This window comes from Bacillus sp. MYb78, from assembly GCF_002975115.1.
Lineage (GTDB): Bacteria > Bacillota > Bacilli > Bacillales > Bacillaceae_G > Bacillus_A > Bacillus_A cereus.
Genome location: NZ_PCOB01000014.1, coordinates 1 through 16,683 on the forward strand (window position 1 = coordinate 1; position 16,683 = coordinate 16,683).

Sequence of the window (16,683 nt, forward strand, 5' to 3'; positions counted from 1 at the left end):
TTTTTATCAAGCTGCCTAATGAAATAACCGTGTCTAACTTTTAGGGGTCACTTCATAAATCCTTACTCTTTTTACTTTTATTGTGTGAATAAATGTCGTTCTCTTTTTATTCTTATAGTTCTTAGTACGATTCCAATTCCGAGAAATAAAACAGTAGCAGCGACCCCGCTAATAGGATTTAACCAAAAATCACTACTGTTTGTAAGAGTAATAATCCCTGTTATGGTAACTAAAACAGTAGGAACGGCATCCTCGATCGCATGCATGATAACGCATGGCCAGACGGATTTTGTAAGTCTATATATTTCAACATACATAATTGACCAACAAACCATAAGGATACAGCCAGATAAAAGCATATTTAATCTTGAGATAGATTCAAAATATTCATTTGGCAAAAAGACTATATAATATGCAGCATGCCAAAGTGCCCAAATTAAACCAGAAATAATATAAATGTACCAATCGTTTAGATTTAGTTCAATCAACTTTGGAGTTAAATAACCACGCCAAGAAAACTCTTCAAAAATATTTTTAATAAAGTTACCAATAGTAGACATGACTATGAGTGACAATAACGTGGATATATCAAAACTAGCAATATGAGCTACTCCAAAAATGAGCGATATGCTTATCGTTATTACTGTAACGAATGGATAAATAAGTAGTGCAGTGAAATACCATATAAAGTTTCCTTTCAAATTTGGCTTGATGCCAAAATCATTCCAATCTCGGCTAATAACTCTAAGTAAAATGCTTACGAGGAAAGGTAATATTATCCATAACCCCATACCTAAAGTATTTCCTTCAGGTTGATTTGTTAGAAGAGAATCTAGAAATACCCCAATCCATCCACTGGCCAAAACAGTTAATACAAAAATAAGTAAATATAACTTTAGTGATTTCTTTTTCGCGAATTTCATTTGAATAGACTCCTTTACTTTTATTTAGCCTACTATTTGTGGGCAGTAAAACCCCCTTATAAAATTTTCACTTTATGTATCTTTGATTTTTACATTGTTTGTCAATATATAAATTAAATAGGTCACAAATAGAAAGAGGTATTTTTTGTATGCATCACTATACTATATGTGTAGTGATGTGATTTAGATGTTGTATATATCTTTAAAATTAGAAAGATAAAAAGTAAGTTTTTTCGGAAAATTTAATTGGAAACTATTGACTTTACGATTGAATTTTTAATACAATGGTATTTCGACTGAAAAATTAGAACGGACAGGAGGGAATCGTCGAAATGAGCAACATATTTGAAGATGAGTTACAAAAAATGAAGGATACTTTACACACGATGGATGAGCAATTGGATAAGCTTGAAAAAATCCCAGTTTATTATGGAGAAGATTTTAAAGAGCAAATTCTTGAAAGTATGAGAGAGTCTAATAGACAAAATTTACGTATTGGTGTGCAAGAGCCGTACTTTGGAAGGTTAGATTTTCAGGAAGATGGTAAAGAAGCAGTTATGCCGATTTATATTGGAAAAGTAGGGGTTTCGGATATGGACACGATGAAACCAATTATTATTGATTGGAGAGCACCTGTCGCAAGTATGTTTTATTCATTTACCGGTGGAGAAGAGTTAGCATTTTATCAATCACCAGATGGGTTAGTAGAAGGTGATGTGTATTTAAAACGAAACATTTCCATTCGAAAAAGAGAACTTGAACGTGTTGTTGATACATATGTAAAAGGAAATGAAGATGTATCGCATGCCGATGATTTTCTTCTATATCGATTAGGTGAGAATAAAGATAATAAGCTAAAGGATATTGTTTCAACGATTCAATCGGAACAAAATGATATTATTCGTGCGGAAAGAAACTTGCCATTATTAATTCAAGGGGTTGCAGGGAGCGGAAAGACAACAATCGCTTTACATCGCCTTGCTTTTTTAATTTATGAATATCGTGAACAACTAGAAGCAGAAAGAATGATCGTATTTGCGCCGAATAGTCTGTTTTTAGACTATATTTCGAGTGTACTTCCTGAATTAGGTGTAGGGAATATTAGTCAAACAACGTTTTCGGATTGGGCATTACGTACGTTAGAGGGTTCAGTGAAACTAAAGCAGACAGAAGAAAAATTGAAAGAAGCCTTTTCAATTAATCGCGATGAAAGAAAGATTATGATCGGTAAATTAAAAGGTACGCTAGAATTTAAGGCGTTTATAGAAGAAAGAATGACTCAATTTGAAAATGATTTAGTGCCAACAAAAGATTTTGAGGCATGGGATAAAGCTGTTATTCCAGTGGAAGACGTTAAAAAATGGATGCAAGTGGAATATAAACATTATCCATTAAAGAAGAGAAGAGAACGTTTAGTCGGCCGTATGAAACGTTGGATTGAAATTGAACTTAAAAAGTATGGAGAAACAAACGAGAAAAAGTTACTAAAAAAAGAAGCAACAAAGAGATTGAACACCTATATGAATTTTTGGCCAAAAATGAGCCCACTTTCACTATACAGTTCAATGTTGAAAAGCAAAGAAATACTCGAAGTATTACCTGAAGAACTTGTTCAAGAAACAGAAAAGAGTTGTCGTAAAAAAGAAGTGTATGTAGAAGATTTACCAGCTTTAATATACATACATCATCGTATAACAGGGATTGAAATCGGACAGAAGTTTCATCACGTTGTTATTGATGAAGCGCAAGATTTTTCGCCTTTCCAAGTTTATGTATTAAAAGAAATTACATTAGGTAATTCTTTCACTATATTAGGTGATTTATCGCAAGCGATTTATGATTACCAAGGAATTGAAGATTGGAATGCTTTTAAGCAAGTATTCCAAGAAACCGGTTATTATGAATTAACAAGAAGTTATCGGTCTACAAAAGAAATTATTGAATTTGCAAATGAAATAATTAAAAATGCAGGAATCCCAGTAGGACTCGCAACACCAGTCTTCCGCAGTGGAGAAGATGTGAAAGTAATTCGTGCAGAAAATCAATTTACTGAAATTGTGAAGACGGTAAAACATTTGCAAAATGCAGATGTGAAAACAATTGCGGTAATCGGAAGAACAGAAGATGAATGCCGTGATATATATGTGAAATTAACAAATGCAGGATTAACGGTAAACGTAATTGAAGCAAACCAAAGTAAATATGAAGGTGGTATATCAGTAGTACCTGTCTATTTAGCGAAAGGTTTAGAATTTGATGCGGTGCTTTTAATTGATGTGGATGAAGAACATTACAAAAACACAAAACATGATGCAAAATTACTATATGTCGGATGTACGAGATCACTTCATGACTTATGGATTTTCCATAGTGGGGAAGCGTCACCTTTAATTAAAGGATTAAAATAAAGTGGAACTATAATCAGTGGGGAGTTTTACTGCAAGCTAATGTGGGATAAATATAAAAAGAGGATTTCTATTACTGTCTACTTAACAGGGAGATGACTATGAAGATCCTCTTTTTATATTGAAATTAATGTTCAATTTTAAACGAATAAAGCCATTAATATTAAATTTTGATAGCTATCATCCAATTTTACACCCTTTGCTTTTCTACCCTCTTCAAAGAAGCCTAGATTCTTATATAACTGGATTGCACCTAGATTATCTTCCATTACCTCAAGACAAACTTTTTCAATCTTACTGTTATTTTTAGCCCAATTGATTAACGTTTCTAGAAGAGCTCTTCCAATACCATAATTTCGATATTCAGGTAGTATGGTCATCGCAAAAGCCCCTTGATGACTAATTTTTTCTTTGTTTCCGTTCTTAAAATCTATTGCACCTACTAACTTACCATCAACTTCAGCAATAAACTGTACATAATTTGGATTTTCATGATAAGCTTTTAACGTTTTTTGAATAGCATCGATACGCACCTTTTTTAAATCCTCAACCGTACTTAGCATGTATGGAGCGTTTATTAAAGCTTTTGAAGCAGAATCTAGTATTCTTTCTGCATCCTGTTCTTTAGCTTCTCTAATTATTACTGTTTTTCCATCCTTAGATTTATAAGTAAAAACATTAGTTGATAAGATACTACACACACCCTTTCGGAATATAATTAATTAAAATTTTCAACTGTTTCGCGATTCTTAAGTAAGAAAAAGTCGTATCACCTTTTTCTGCAATCGTTCTGCTTCAACTTAATAACGATTATTTCAAATATTTCTAATTTTTACAAGGATTCATTCCATTATATAGTCCGATTGTTGAATAACATGACTGGCGTTTTTTAAACAACTTTATTATCTCTGTACAAGATGAATTAACGACTTGAGCTGTTGTGTAAATAATATACAATGACCATTTCTAATTCCTTAGTTTGTTCTTTTTCCCATATACGAACAGCATCTACTGGAATTTGTGTATGTTTTAACCAATCTAGAATTAAGTGTAGTTGTTCTTGTATTTGACCAATGTTTTGCTCCTTTATGTTCTTATTCTGAATTCTATTAATTAATTGAAGCATATAGGGAAGTTTTTCTATACATTCGCTTAAATCTCCGCAATAACCTGAAGGGAATTCATGTGTACCAAATTCTAAAGTATGGATGTAATTAGAAACTAGGTATATCATAGCTTCTTGTTCGGTATCACCACCTAATTCAATCGCTTTTCGAAGGGATTTTTCTAAATCGTCTTCTTTATTGCTAGAGTCCATATAAATTCCTATCCATCTAAAAGGTCTTGAATCAATCGAGTTGTTTTCTGTCCATCTATATAGAATGTCAATTAGAAAACTATTTAGTGAGAAAGTTAAGACCTCATCTTTTTCGTTTAATGCATCTAAAATAGTAAACAGTGAAATGGCAAACTCTTCTTGATCTTTTGATTCCCATTTCTTTGCATTTGAAATAAATGTCTCTAAATGTTTATAAGCTAATTTTCGAAGTCCCGCTTCGCGATGCTGACAGTAACAAATAAAATCATGCCAATGCTCATTTGTATTCATATGTATAATAATAGTTTGTAATGTAGTGAGAGGTTTATCCATTATAAGTCCCCAATCTATTAAGAACGTGTTGAAAATTTAGTGTTATTATATCATTACATAAATTAAAAAGGGAGAGTTACTATGATTACAAAAGTAATTACGAAAAGTAATTGGGAAATCGCAAAAATAATTGGAAAAATTAATGAAGATTCCCTTATAGAAGAGGGATTTATTCATTGTTCATTAGTAGATCAAGCTTTAAGAGTTGCAGAAAAATATTTCAAGTATGAAGAAGATGTTTTATTACTTACAATTGATCCAGCCCTATTAAAAGCAGAAGTAAAATATGAACTTGCTTCAAACGGTCAAGAATATCCGCATGTTTACGGAGTAATTAATGTTGAGGCGATTGTAGAGGTTGTTCCATTTTCTAAAGAAAAAGGGGAATTTATATTACTTAAATCAGTTCGACTTTAGTAATAGGCGATGGAGTTCGCTATAATCGCTATATATAGCTAATGAATCCTATTGATAAACGAGATTTTTTGTTTATCAGTAGGATTTTTAATTGTATTCGAACAGACTTAAAAAGAGCACATTTGAATTGTGCTCTTAAAGAGAAAAGTGAATTAGGGTTTTTACTTCTAGATAATGTATGAGTGATTCATCATAATGTGACGATGAATCACAAAAGAGCAGTTAGAGTGGGAAGAATTTAAGATGGATTTTATTGGTCACGGGATCCAATCGATTGGTAATGAAGCAGTTCTAACAGGACTCATTATAGACTTTGAAGATGAAACGTAAAAAAATTATTATGTTTATCTGAATATTGAGGGAATACAAAAGTTTTATTTATCTAATTTTTAGAAAACATAGACTATAACGTTAATAAATGGTATAATTTCCTTGTTATTGGAATTAAAATGAAAATATTTGAAGAAAAAGGATTGGGTTGGTTTTAATGGGGGATTCTGATCACAAAGAAACAAAGGCAATATTAAAGTTATGGTTTATTTATATACCACTTGCATTTGGAGAGTTTGTCTTTTCGAATATCATAGGTTATTTAAAAAAATAAAGATTTTGCATTTGAAAAACAATTAACCTAATTTAATTGTTTTTTTATTTTACTTTAATAAACCAAATAAAAATAGAGATTTTGAAAAAGATGAAGTTTATGAAGGAAATAACGTTGATTAGGTGCTGAAAACAGTGTGAAATCAACAGTGCCTAAAGAATAAAACAGGAATCATTCAACCATGGTAATTTGCCGTTTTAATAGCTTCCTATAGTGATATGTTATGTTCACATCATATGTATACGATATTTGTAACATAGCATTACTAGAACTTCAAAATTAGTAGTTAAGGTGCTACCTTTTAGAGTGCTATAGATATATAACTTAGCTAAAAAAGCAAAAATCATATAATTTGCGCTTTTTATTATCCGTTTTTTGGTAAATGATTATAGTTTTTGTCACATTAATACTGTATGATACATAGTATAAAACACATACTGTATGACATATAGTAACGGAAATGAGGTGAGTGAATGGATACTTTATTAAACTCGTTAATTACTGAGTTAAGAAGAGGGACATTAACGTTAGCTGTTTTAAGTCAATTAAGAACGCCGCAGTACGGATATTCACTTGTCCAGTTATTGGAGCAATCAGGGATTACAATTGATCAAAGTACTTTATATCCGCTACTTCGCCGATTAGAAAAGCAGGAGTTAGTGACGAGTAGTTGGGATAAAACAGAGAGTAGACCTCGTAAGTATTATGTTTTAAGTGAATATGGATTAGAGATATTTTTACAATTGAAAAAGCAGTGGGTAAAGGATTCGAAAGAACTTTATAACTTATTAAAGGAGGAGGACGAAAATGAGTTTGATTGATATGTATGTCCATGAAGTTGCGAAGAGATTGCCTGAACAAAATCGTGAAGATATTACACTTGAACTACGGTCAACAATAGAGGATATGTTACCAGACGATTATAATGAGGAAGATGTGAAGAGTGTACTCGAAAAATTGGGAAGTCCAGTTTCATTGGCTAATGGTTATTTGGATAGACCGATGCATTTAATTGGACCACGTTATTTTGATGTATATACGACCTTGTTAAAAATGATTATACCAATCGCAGCAATCATTGCACTCATATCAATGGTTGCAGAAAATTTTATAGGATATAGTGGTGATCAAGCGGTATTAAATGTTATTTTACAATTGATAGGTAAAGGTATTGGGGAAATTTTTGAAGTAGGTCTTCATATATTTTTCTGGTTGACACTTGTGTTTGCTATTTTAGAAAGAACTGATAAAGAAAAGGATCCACACCCATTAACAACAAGCTTAAAAAAATGGACACCAGATGACTTGAAAAATGTTTCGTATATCCCGAAGAAAAAGGCGATTTCAAAGTTTGAAGTTTTTGGAGGTTTAATGTGGACAGCAATATGGGCTACACTTTACTTTTATGCGAATCATCTTGTAGGCGTATATCATGGTACAGAAAACGGATTGAAGTTTGTCGCACCAACGTTTAATCAAGATGTTTTGCTGCAGTACTGGCCAATCGTTGTAATTATGATCGTTTTTGAAATAGGTATATCCCTTTATAAATTAGTACAAGGAAAATGGACGCAAAGATTGGCGATTGGAAATGCTATTCTTCAAGTAACTGGAACGATAGTATTCATTGTAATTGTAGTAAATCCACATTTATTTAACGCAGGATTTATTACGTATTTGGCAAATGCATTTACTATTTCCCCAGAGGAGTTTAAAACGTGGCTCATTGGGGGAGGAATTTTCTTTTATATGTTATCTGCTGCAATAAATATATTTGATGGTTTCCGAAAAGCTAGTATTCGTATGTAGATAAAAATCTGAAATTTCGATAAAATAAAACTATTAAAAAGATAGTGAAATAAGATGAACATGATGAAAGGAAGAAAATAATGATAAGGGAAGCAACGAAAAGAGATTTAGCATACATTTTAGATATTTATAACGATGCTATACTATATACAACAGCTGTATATGCGTATAAACCTGTAAACCTTGAAAATAGAATAGATTGGTATGAACAAAAAAAGGCTGAAGGGTATCCAATTTTCGTATATGAATTAGACAATAAAGTAGTAGGATTTGCGACATTCGGCCCATTTAGAGCGTGGCCTGCTTATAAATATTCAGTTGAACATTCTGTGTATGTAGATAAGGCATATAGAAAAAATGGCATTGGGTCTTCATTAATGAAAGAATTAATCAAAATTGCGAAGGAAAGAGAGTATATGACCTTAATTGCTGGAATTGATGCAGAGAATGAGAAAAGTATTGCCTTGCATCAAAACTATGGATTTGTTCATGCAGGGACAATAAAAAAAGCTGGTTATAAGTTTAATAAATGGCTAGATTTAGCTTTTTATCAGCTGGAGCTTAACGGTCCTGAAAATCCTATAGAAGAATAAATATTTTTCGGTAGCAAGAAAAAATTCATGCTACCTTTTTCTTATTTTAATAGCTGATGAAAAGGTATTTTATATTTAATATAGAATTATTATAAATTAATATAACAATATTAAAAGGAGGATGGAAATGGAAACTGTCATAAATAAAATAAAATAAAATAAAAGAGGTACAATCTAATTATGTGGGAATGGAAATTTATTCTACAAAAAACAATCGTATAGTTGCTTCATATAATAGTGAATTAAATATTCCGTTAGCATCAGCAGCAAAATTAGTTATTGGATTTGTAGTAGCACAAATGGTGAAGGAAAATAAACATAATTGGAATGATATACTTCATCACATTAAATTTAATCCGCATGAAGATAGTACGCAGTTATATCCGCACTTACAAGGAAGAACTTCTTTAACACTTAGTCAAGCGGTCGAGGTAATGATAGCTTGTCATGATAGTTATGTTGCACAGTCAGTTGTAATGCACTGTGGTGGATGGGATGCTGTGAAAATGTATGTACAAACGTACTTTTCAAAAATTCATATACAAGAGAATGCTAGAGATGAGAAAAATATTGGAGACTTAAATGAAGTTCTTTCCCTTTTGATACAAACCTTTCAAGGTTATAAATCAGAACCAGAATTATGGGAACCAATTATTAGTGGTATGGTAAGACAACAAGGGGAGTATGAAGAAATCCCATATTATCATTTAGCCCATATGACAGGTGGATTGCTCACAGCTACAATAAATATTGGTATAATAGGAATGTTTAACGAATTTCCGCTTCTTTATGTGATTGGGGGAAAAGATTTACCGAATCGCCGTGAAAATAAAGAGGTAGATGAAGCTTTTGCAGTAGTTTTAAAGTACATATACAAAGAATATAGTGAAAACATGCTAGGAGTGAGCGGTTGAAAAGAAACTTAAAGACTTCAACAATCATTATTTTAATTTTAACGATTATTGCTCTTGAAGTTGGAATCGCACTATATGATCACGATTTGTCATTAGATACAATTTACTTTACAGCGATCCTTATTTGTATTGTATTGCTTTTTGGCACACGTGTTTCTGGAGAGAAAGAAAGTACATCGAAACGAGGAAGAAGAAAAACAGCTCTTATATTTTGGCCATCTATTTTATTGTCTATCGTTTGTTTTGCGGTTATAAGTTACATAAGGGTAGGATATGTCTTTGTACCAGGGATAATTGGCTTTTCATGCTTTGTTACATACGGTGGATTCGTATGTATTAGTATTTTAAAGAGAAAAAATAAAATGTAGCTTACTAAGCTGAAAGGAAGCAATATAAATGAAACATATAAAGAACGGTACACGCACTGAAGGAGAATATATTAAAAATAAAGTTATTCAATATAATATGTCCATCTTAACAGATGAGGCAAGACAGACGATGGAAGAAGTACGCCTCGTAGTAAAAAATGAAGAAGGAAAAATTTTTGGTGGCGTAACAGGTACGATGTATTTTTATCATCTTCATATCGACTTTTTGTGGGTTGATGAATCAGTTCGTCATGACGGTTATGGCAGCCAACTTTTACATGAAATTGAAGGGATTGCGAAGGAAAAAGGGTGTAGATTAATATTGCTAGATTCATTTAGTTTTCAAGCACCAGAATTTTATAAAAAGCACGGTTACAGGGAGTATGGTATTGTTGAAGATCACCCGAAAGGTCATAGTCAGCACTTTTTTGAAAAGAGATTATAATAATATTATGTATACTGTTTGATAGGAGAAAGAATATGTACACGTATAAATTGCAACAAGAACAACCAATCTGTGCAGAAAAAATAAAAAAACTTTATGATTCTGTCGGTTGGTGGCCAGAAAGAAAAGAAGTCGATATTGAAAAAATATTAAAGAATAGCATAGCCATTGGAGTATGGGAAGAAAATGAATTAGTTGGATTTGCTAGAGTCGTTTCTGATGGTGTTTTTCGAGCATACATTGAAGATGTTGTCGTACATGAGAGTGTAAGAAATAAAGGTATTGGAGAGAAGATGCTAACAATATTACTTCGAGAAATATCTCATATTGATATTGTTAGTCTATTTTGCGGAGAGAAGCTAATAAAGTTTTATGGTGAGCAACAATTTCAAGCAACGAAGCAAATTGTGATGCATCGTAATTAAACAGGGAAAGAATAAGAGGTGCCAATTAAAATGAATGCAACAAGAGCGTACTGTTTATCGAAAAGAAAAGCGACAGAAGATTCTCCAGATGGTTGGAGTGCAACATGTATGAGACTTAATAATAAAATATTTGCGATAGTAAATCATGAAGAAGGTGAAAAAGCTGCGATTACATTGAAGTGTGATCCAGAAGTCGCATTAAGGATAAGAGAAGATTATCCAGAAACAATTATTCCAGGGTATCATATGAATAAAAAACATTGGAATACCGTTTATATTCATAAGGGTATAGAACAGGAGCAAATAAATAAAATGATTGATTGGTCGTATGATTTAGTACTACAATCATTTTCAAAGAAAAAGCAGCAGGAGTTAATGAATTAATATGTATTAGGAGTGTGTGTAATGAAAGATTCGATTAAAGATACGTATGATAAATTAGCGAGTACATATAAAGAAAATCTAGATTTCGCAAATCCATATAACAGTTATTATGAAAGACCGGCGATGATGGAGCTTATTTCAAAGGAACTAGAAGGAAAAAAGATACTAGATGCTGGATGTGCAGCTGGATGGTATACTTCTCAATTCATAGGAAGAGGAGCAAATGTTACAGCAATTGACGTAAGTCCTGAAATGGTAAAAGCAGCAAAAGAATATATAGGAGAAGAAGCAACGTTCCTTTGTCATGATCTGCAAGAAACATTGCCATTTGAAGATAATACGTATGATGTGATTGTAAGTTCGTTAACTCTTCATTACTTAGAAAATTGGAATCAAGTATTTCAAGAATTTCGTCGCGTATTGAAGCCGGGTGGAGAACTTATATATTCTATCCATCATCCTTTTATGGATTTCACAAAGTTTCCATGTGAAAGTTATTTTGAAAAACAGCTATTAATAGATACTTGGGTTAAACCGAATATTACTATTGAAGTCGAATTTTTCAGAAGGTCACTACAAGACATAATAAATGAAACTACAAATTATTTTGTATTAGAAGAGATAGTGGAACCGAAGGCAGTTGAAAAGATGAAAGAAGTAGACGAAAAATCATATTATTATTTAAATACGAATCCACATTTTCTTATCATAAAAGCAACTAATAAATAGCTAGTAAAATAACTTTATTTTACTAGCTATTTACAGTTATACATTATATATTAGGAGACTTTAAAATGAATACGAAACGAAATAGAGTATTATATGCACTATTTACTATAGTTGTTATTATTTTAGGTCTTAGCTCAAGAAAGTTTTCTTTTGCACTACCACATCTATTAAATGATTACTTAGGCGATGCTTTATGGGCATTAATGATTTTCACTGGCTTTGGATTTTTGTTTCCTAAAACAGAGACGAAGAAGTTGGCTTTTATTAGTTTAATGTTTTGCTACGGGATTGAAGTGAGCCAATTGTATCATGCGGAATGGATAGATAGCATTCGTACAACGACTTTGGGCGGACTCGTGTTGGGATACGGTTTTTTGTGGAGTGATTTGGTGGCTTATACAATTGGTGTTGTTGTTGGCATACTTTGTGAGTTTATGTTACGGAGGAAATAATCGATTTTAAAAAGGAGCCCTTTATGAAAAAAATAATATTAATTGGTTCTGGTGGTTCAGGAAAATCTACATTAGCAAGGCAGTTAGGGAATAAATTAAATATTAAGGTGCATCATCTTGATGCATTATTTTGGAAACCGAATTGGGAAGGTGTTCCGAGAGAAGAACAAATAACAGTTCAAAATAACTTAATTAAAGATGAGAAATGGATTATTGATGGGAATTACGGCGGGACGATGGGTATAAGACTGAATGCAGCTGATACAATTATCTTCCTTGATATTCATAGAACAATTTGTGTTTATAGGGCTTTTAAAAGAATTGTAAAATACCGAAATAAAACAAGACCAGATATGGGCGCAGGATGTGAAGAAAGATTTGATTTGCAATTTTTTAAATGGATATGGGAATATCCTAATGCTAAACGACCTACAATTTTAAAAGAGTTAGAGCAATTGCCGGAAGAGAAAAAGGTTATTGTTTTAAAATCTCCAAATGAGGTTCGGAAATTTTTAGAGCACATATAATTATAGAATGTAACACAAAAATTCTTTGTGAATCTTACCGATTAGTTTAATAAAACTAATCGTTTTTTATTATGAAAAATTTAACGCTTTTTGAAAATTGTATTTTGTAATGAGTATATGACTTTAATTTCATATAAAATGAACGTTTGGAGGAATAGAAAATGACTAACGATTTAATTCAACTAATCGATTCATTAATGGTCAATATTCCAACTGGAGAGGTAGTATTAAGAGATGATCGAATAAAAAAAGAATGGCTAGTACAAATTCAACCATTTCTTCTTGCAAAGTATGCTGTAACAATGGAACAATATGATGCTATTACAAATAGTACATTAAATAATTTTGATAAAAATCATAAACCAGTTGTCAATATTTCATGGAACGATGCCATTGCGTTTTGTAATGTACTTTCAAAAAAAGCGGGATTAAAAGAATATTATTCTATTAGTGATGGTGGTCAAATTGTGAAATGTAATTTAGATTCAAATGGCTACCGATTACCATCTGAGGCGGAGTGGCAATATGCATGTAAAGCAAGTACAACCGGATATACATACGGGAAACTTCATGATATAGCGTGGTATAATGAAAATTCAAATGGACATATTCATGACGTTGGCCAAAAAGAACCGAATGCATGGGGACTTTATGATATGCTAGGGAACGTTTGGGAATGGTGTTATGATTTGTATGATGAAACAGTGTACGGATCATACCGCATTTTTCGTGGTGGTAGTTGGGCTGAAACAGCGAGAGGGTGCGGCGCTACTTGTCGTCGTCGAAGCCATCCTACATTTCATATAGATGATCTCGGTTTTAGACTCGCTAGGTCAATTTAGTAGGAACATGATACGAACAGCTAGGAAAAGAGTATGGAGAGAATCCGTACTCTTGCGAACATAGAAATGATTTAACGTAAGGAGTGTTTATTATGGCGCGTGTTTTATTTATTAATGCTGGATCAGAAGGACATATAAATCCAACTTTACAAGTTGTAGATGAATTGATTTCTCGTGGTGAAGAGGTCGTTTATTTTTCAATAGAAGCTTTCAGGGAGCGGATTGAGAAGACAGGTGCTACTGTACGAACGATTGATGATCAAAAATTTATAAAAGCGTTTCTATCTGGAGGCAGAAATTATTTACAGGAAAGAATAAATGGCCTTCTACATACAGCGGATATTGTAATACCTAGCGTTTTAGAACAAATTGAAGGTGAACATTTTGATTACATAATTCATGATTCTATGTTTGGCTGTGGCCATTTAATTGCTCAAATCCTTAAACTTCCAGCCATAAATTCATGCACATCTTTTGCGCAGGATGAAAAATCCTTTGAGCAAATGTTAGGTCATCTATCAAAAAATATCCCAGTAGAAATTTATGATAAAATACAGAATGATTTTCAAAACTTAACGAAGGGAATTGCTGAAAAATATGGTGTTGAAATAAAATCATCGTATGAAGTTTTCTGTAATCCTGCACCCCTTACTATTGTATATACAATTAAGGAGTTCCAGCCTTTTGGTGATACGTTTGATGAAACATATAAATTTGTAGGACCATCTATCTCTGCACAAATGAAAAACAGAGACGTTGATTTTACTTCAATTGAAGAAAAAAGTCCGATTTATATTTCATTAGGTACTGTTTTTAATGAAGCGATTGACTTTTATAAACTGTGTATGAAGGCCTTTGAGAATAGTGAGCATACAATTGTTATGTCTATTGGTAGTAAAACAAAAATAAGTGATCTAGGCGAAATTCCTAAAAACTTCATTGTGAAAAACTATGTACCCCAAACTGAGCTGCTTACATATACGAAACTATTTATTACACACGGCGGGATGAACAGTGCGCATGAAGGACTGTATAACGGGGTTCCGCTCGTTGTAATACCGCAAAGTGCAGATCAGCCAGTAGTCGCAAAGCAAGTGGAGAGTCTTGGAGCAGGAGTAAAATTACAAATGCAAGGATTAACTGTGGATCAACTAAGTGAAAGTGTAGAAATAGTATTAAATAATCGTTCATTTAAAGAAGTTGCTTTGAATTTGAAGGAATCTTTCCAAAAATCAGGTGGATATAAGGAAGCTGTTGATGAAATTTTTTTATTTGTAGGTCAGTGAAAAAAATGAAATTATACATTAGAAAAGCATCTAAATAGGATGCTTTTTATTTAACTTTATAATTCTTATTTTTAATATCTAGTATGGTTAAAACTAAGGCACTGAGAGATATAAGTATAAGAATAAAAGTTAACCAGTTAAATGTATTTTCAATTATGAAGTAAAGATGATAGATAAATATATTCAAATTTTATTTTAAAATATTAGGACTTAGTTTTACATGTTAGTAATAATTTCACTGTTTCTACACAACTTCTGCACATACTCAGGTAATTTCTATGTCATGATATATCCATAAAGTGAAATATTTCACAAGAAAAATATAATTTTACTGCGGTGTATGCATAATTAACACATACATCGGTACAAGTTTGTCTCTTGTTATTCTTTTACATCAAAGCCCACATTCCACTACAAAGTATAACAAGAAGGAGACATGAACATGAATAATCGATTTTTAAAACAACTACAAAATATGAAAATGAACAAAAAAAGTTTAGGAGCTGTAGCATTAACAGCTGGAATTATTAGTACGACACTTATTCCTCAAAATGCTTATGCGCACGGTTTTGTTGAAAAGCCCGGTAGCCGATCCGCTTTATGTAGTTCAACTTATGGTGCGCTAAATGTAAACTGTGGAAGTGTTATGTATGAACCACAAAGTTTAGAAGCTCCAAAAGGTTTCCCACAAGGTGGTCCAGTAGATGGACAAATTGCTTCAGCAGGCGGAAAATTTGGTGGTATTTTAGATCAACAAACAGCAAATCGTTGGTTTAAAAATACAATTACTGGTGGGGAAAATACATTTACTTGGAAGTATACTGCGCCTCACTTAACGAGTAAGTGGCATTACTATATTACCAAAAAAGGATGGAATCCAAATAAAGCGCTAACAAGAGCAGATTTCGAACCAATTGGAACTGTACAACATGATGGTTCTGCAGCTTCAAATAATTTAACTCATAAAATCAATATACCTACTGATCGTAGTGGATATCATGTGATTTTAGCAGTATGGGATGTAGCTGATACAGCAAATGCATTCTATAATGTAATTGATGTTAATCTTATTAATGATGTGAAACCAGACATAGAAGCGCCAAGTATTCCAAATGGACTTCAGACGCAAAAAGTAACAGCGAATAGTGTAGAACTAACATGGAACGCTTCTACGGATAATGTAGGGGTAAAAGGATATCAAATCTTCCGAAACGGAGAGATGATCGATACAGTACTAGGCACTCATTTTATTGATAAGAAATTACAACCAAGCACAGAATACTCTTATACTGTAAAAGCAATTGACTCAGCTGGAAATGTATCGAAAGAAAGTACAGCGCTTACAGTAAAAACAACAGATGAGATTCCTGATACAGAAGCACCAACACAACCAAAAGGATTACATAGTATGGGAACGACAGCGTCAAGTGTGGATTTAATGTGGAGTCCATCTGACGATAATATTGGTGTAGACCATTACGATATTTATAGAGAAACAGAAGGATCAATGAAAAAGATTGCAACATCCAATACAACTTCTTATATGGATAAAAATCTGCTCGCTAATACTACTTATAAATATGTAGTAAAAGCTGTTGATGTAGCTGGAAATGAATCCGTACAGAGTGATATATTCACAATTACTACAAAAACCGAAAGCGCTTCATATGAAGCGTGGGATGCAAAAAAAGCATATAAAAAGGGAGATAGAGTTCTACACGAAGGAAAAGTATATGAAGCAGTCCAGAGTTATCAAGGAAATGGTGATCCGAACTGGATTTATGCATTATCATTATGGAAAACAGTGTAAGCTTTACCTAGATATGAACTAAGAGATGATGGGCTTTGATGAAAAAGGGAATCTTGAGAATTCACTTTTCTATTAATAAAAAAGGGTAGTGTATGAATA

At 32.5% G+C, this 16,683-nt stretch carries 19 protein-coding genes and 1 riboswitch; of the genes, 16 read left to right on the forward strand and 3 right to left on the reverse strand.

Annotation, left to right across the window (positions count from 1 at the left end):
• Positions 1-77: 77 nt before the first annotated feature.
• Positions 78-923 (reverse strand): CPBP family glutamic-type intramembrane protease, encoded by an 846-nt coding sequence (locus tag CQ064_RS22300; RefSeq protein ID WP_000666535.1) that lies wholly within the window; start codon positions 921-923, stop codon positions 78-80.
• 332 nt (positions 924-1,255) lie between these two features.
• On the opposite strand from CQ064_RS22300, the gene CQ064_RS22305 reads away from it, so the two are divergent.
• Positions 1,256-3,331 (forward strand): HelD family protein, encoded by a 2,076-nt coding sequence (locus CQ064_RS22305; RefSeq protein ID WP_000065168.1) that lies wholly within the window; start codon positions 1,256-1,258, stop codon positions 3,329-3,331.
• A 137-nt stretch (positions 3,332-3,468) separates the two neighbouring features.
• Here the strand turns inward: CQ064_RS22305 and CQ064_RS22310 are convergent, their stop codons facing one another.
• Both CQ064_RS22310 and CQ064_RS22315 read right to left on the reverse strand, forming a co-directional pair.
• Positions 3,469-4,029, reverse strand: a complete 561-nt coding sequence (locus CQ064_RS22310) for a GNAT family N-acetyltransferase (protein WP_000337117.1) — start codon at positions 4,027-4,029, stop codon at positions 3,469-3,471.
• A gap of 221 nt (positions 4,030-4,250) precedes the next feature.
• Positions 4,251-4,979: a hypothetical protein gene (locus CQ064_RS22315; protein ID WP_000360505.1), complete on the reverse strand. Its 729-nt coding sequence runs from the start codon at positions 4,977-4,979 to the stop codon at positions 4,251-4,253.
• 81 nt (positions 4,980-5,060) lie between these two features.
• Between CQ064_RS22315 and CQ064_RS22320 the strand changes: the two genes are divergently transcribed.
• From CQ064_RS22320 to CQ064_RS22390, 15 genes are all read left to right on the forward strand, one after another.
• A complete protein-coding gene (locus CQ064_RS22320; RefSeq protein ID WP_000629082.1) occupies positions 5,061-5,396 on the forward strand; it encodes a DUF952 domain-containing protein in 336 nt (111 codons plus the stop codon).
• Positions 5,393-5,454: riboswitch (Fluoride riboswitch) on the forward strand. It overlaps the preceding gene by 4 nt.
• Before the next feature lie 1,019 nt (positions 5,455-6,473).
• Positions 6,474-6,821 carry a PadR family transcriptional regulator gene (locus CQ064_RS22325; RefSeq protein ID WP_000380296.1) on the forward strand — a complete coding sequence of 116 codons (348 nt, stop codon included), beginning with the start codon at positions 6,474-6,476 and terminating at the stop codon, positions 6,819-6,821.
• The gene (locus tag CQ064_RS22330; RefSeq protein ID WP_000052352.1) at positions 6,808-7,809 is read left to right on the forward strand and encodes an HAAS signaling domain-containing protein; all 1,002 of its coding nucleotides are present in this window, start codon (positions 6,808-6,810) and stop codon (positions 7,807-7,809) included. The genes CQ064_RS22325 and CQ064_RS22330 overlap by 14 nt, the downstream gene beginning before the upstream one ends.
• 80 nt (positions 7,810-7,889) lie before the next feature.
• A complete protein-coding gene (locus CQ064_RS22335; protein WP_000617517.1) occupies positions 7,890-8,402 on the forward strand; it encodes a GNAT family N-acetyltransferase in 513 nt (170 codons plus the stop codon).
• A gap of 188 nt (positions 8,403-8,590) precedes the next feature.
• On the forward strand, positions 8,591-9,316 hold the full coding sequence (locus CQ064_RS22340; RefSeq protein WP_014482051.1) for a serine hydrolase: 726 nt from the start codon (positions 8,591-8,593) through the stop codon (positions 9,314-9,316).
• Positions 9,313-9,684 (forward strand): hypothetical protein, encoded by a 372-nt coding sequence (locus tag CQ064_RS22345; RefSeq protein ID WP_000827989.1) that lies wholly within the window; start codon positions 9,313-9,315, stop codon positions 9,682-9,684. The genes CQ064_RS22340 and CQ064_RS22345 overlap by 4 nt, the downstream gene beginning before the upstream one ends.
• A 28-nt stretch (positions 9,685-9,712) precedes the next feature.
• On the forward strand, positions 9,713-10,129 hold the full coding sequence (locus CQ064_RS22350) for a GNAT family N-acetyltransferase (RefSeq protein ID WP_000680536.1): 417 nt from the start codon (positions 9,713-9,715) through the stop codon (positions 10,127-10,129).
• A gap of 35 nt (positions 10,130-10,164) precedes the next feature.
• The gene (locus CQ064_RS22355) at positions 10,165-10,554 is read left to right on the forward strand and encodes a GNAT family N-acetyltransferase (protein WP_000288963.1); all 390 of its coding nucleotides are present in this window, start codon (positions 10,165-10,167) and stop codon (positions 10,552-10,554) included.
• Positions 10,555-10,584: 30 nt separating this feature from the next.
• On the forward strand, positions 10,585-10,938 hold the full coding sequence (locus CQ064_RS22360; RefSeq protein ID WP_000994624.1) for an MmcQ/YjbR family DNA-binding protein: 354 nt from the start codon (positions 10,585-10,587) through the stop codon (positions 10,936-10,938).
• Between the two features lie 21 nt (positions 10,939-10,959).
• Positions 10,960-11,667 carry a class I SAM-dependent methyltransferase gene (locus tag CQ064_RS22365; protein WP_000655266.1) on the forward strand — a complete coding sequence of 236 codons (708 nt, stop codon included), beginning with the start codon at positions 10,960-10,962 and terminating at the stop codon, positions 11,665-11,667.
• 65 nt (positions 11,668-11,732) lie between these two features.
• Positions 11,733-12,119, forward strand: a complete 387-nt coding sequence (locus CQ064_RS22370; protein ID WP_001093453.1) for a ribosomal maturation YjgA family protein — start codon at positions 11,733-11,735, stop codon at positions 12,117-12,119.
• 23 nt (positions 12,120-12,142) lie between these two features.
• Entirely contained in the window at positions 12,143-12,646 is a 504-nt protein-coding gene (locus CQ064_RS22375) for a DNA topology modulation protein (protein ID WP_000720561.1), read from the forward strand.
• A 161-nt stretch (positions 12,647-12,807) separates the two neighbouring features.
• Positions 12,808-13,488, forward strand: a complete 681-nt coding sequence (locus CQ064_RS22380) for a formylglycine-generating enzyme family protein (protein ID WP_000180353.1) — start codon at positions 12,808-12,810, stop codon at positions 13,486-13,488.
• A 92-nt stretch (positions 13,489-13,580) separates the two neighbouring features.
• Positions 13,581-14,774 carry a macrolide family glycosyltransferase gene (locus CQ064_RS22385; RefSeq protein ID WP_000124881.1) on the forward strand — a complete coding sequence of 398 codons (1,194 nt, stop codon included), beginning with the start codon at positions 13,581-13,583 and terminating at the stop codon, positions 14,772-14,774.
• A 442-nt stretch (positions 14,775-15,216) separates the two neighbouring features.
• A complete protein-coding gene (locus CQ064_RS22390; RefSeq protein WP_001065156.1) occupies positions 15,217-16,584 on the forward strand; it encodes a lytic polysaccharide monooxygenase in 1,368 nt (455 codons plus the stop codon).
• Positions 16,585-16,683: the final 99 nt, after the last annotated feature.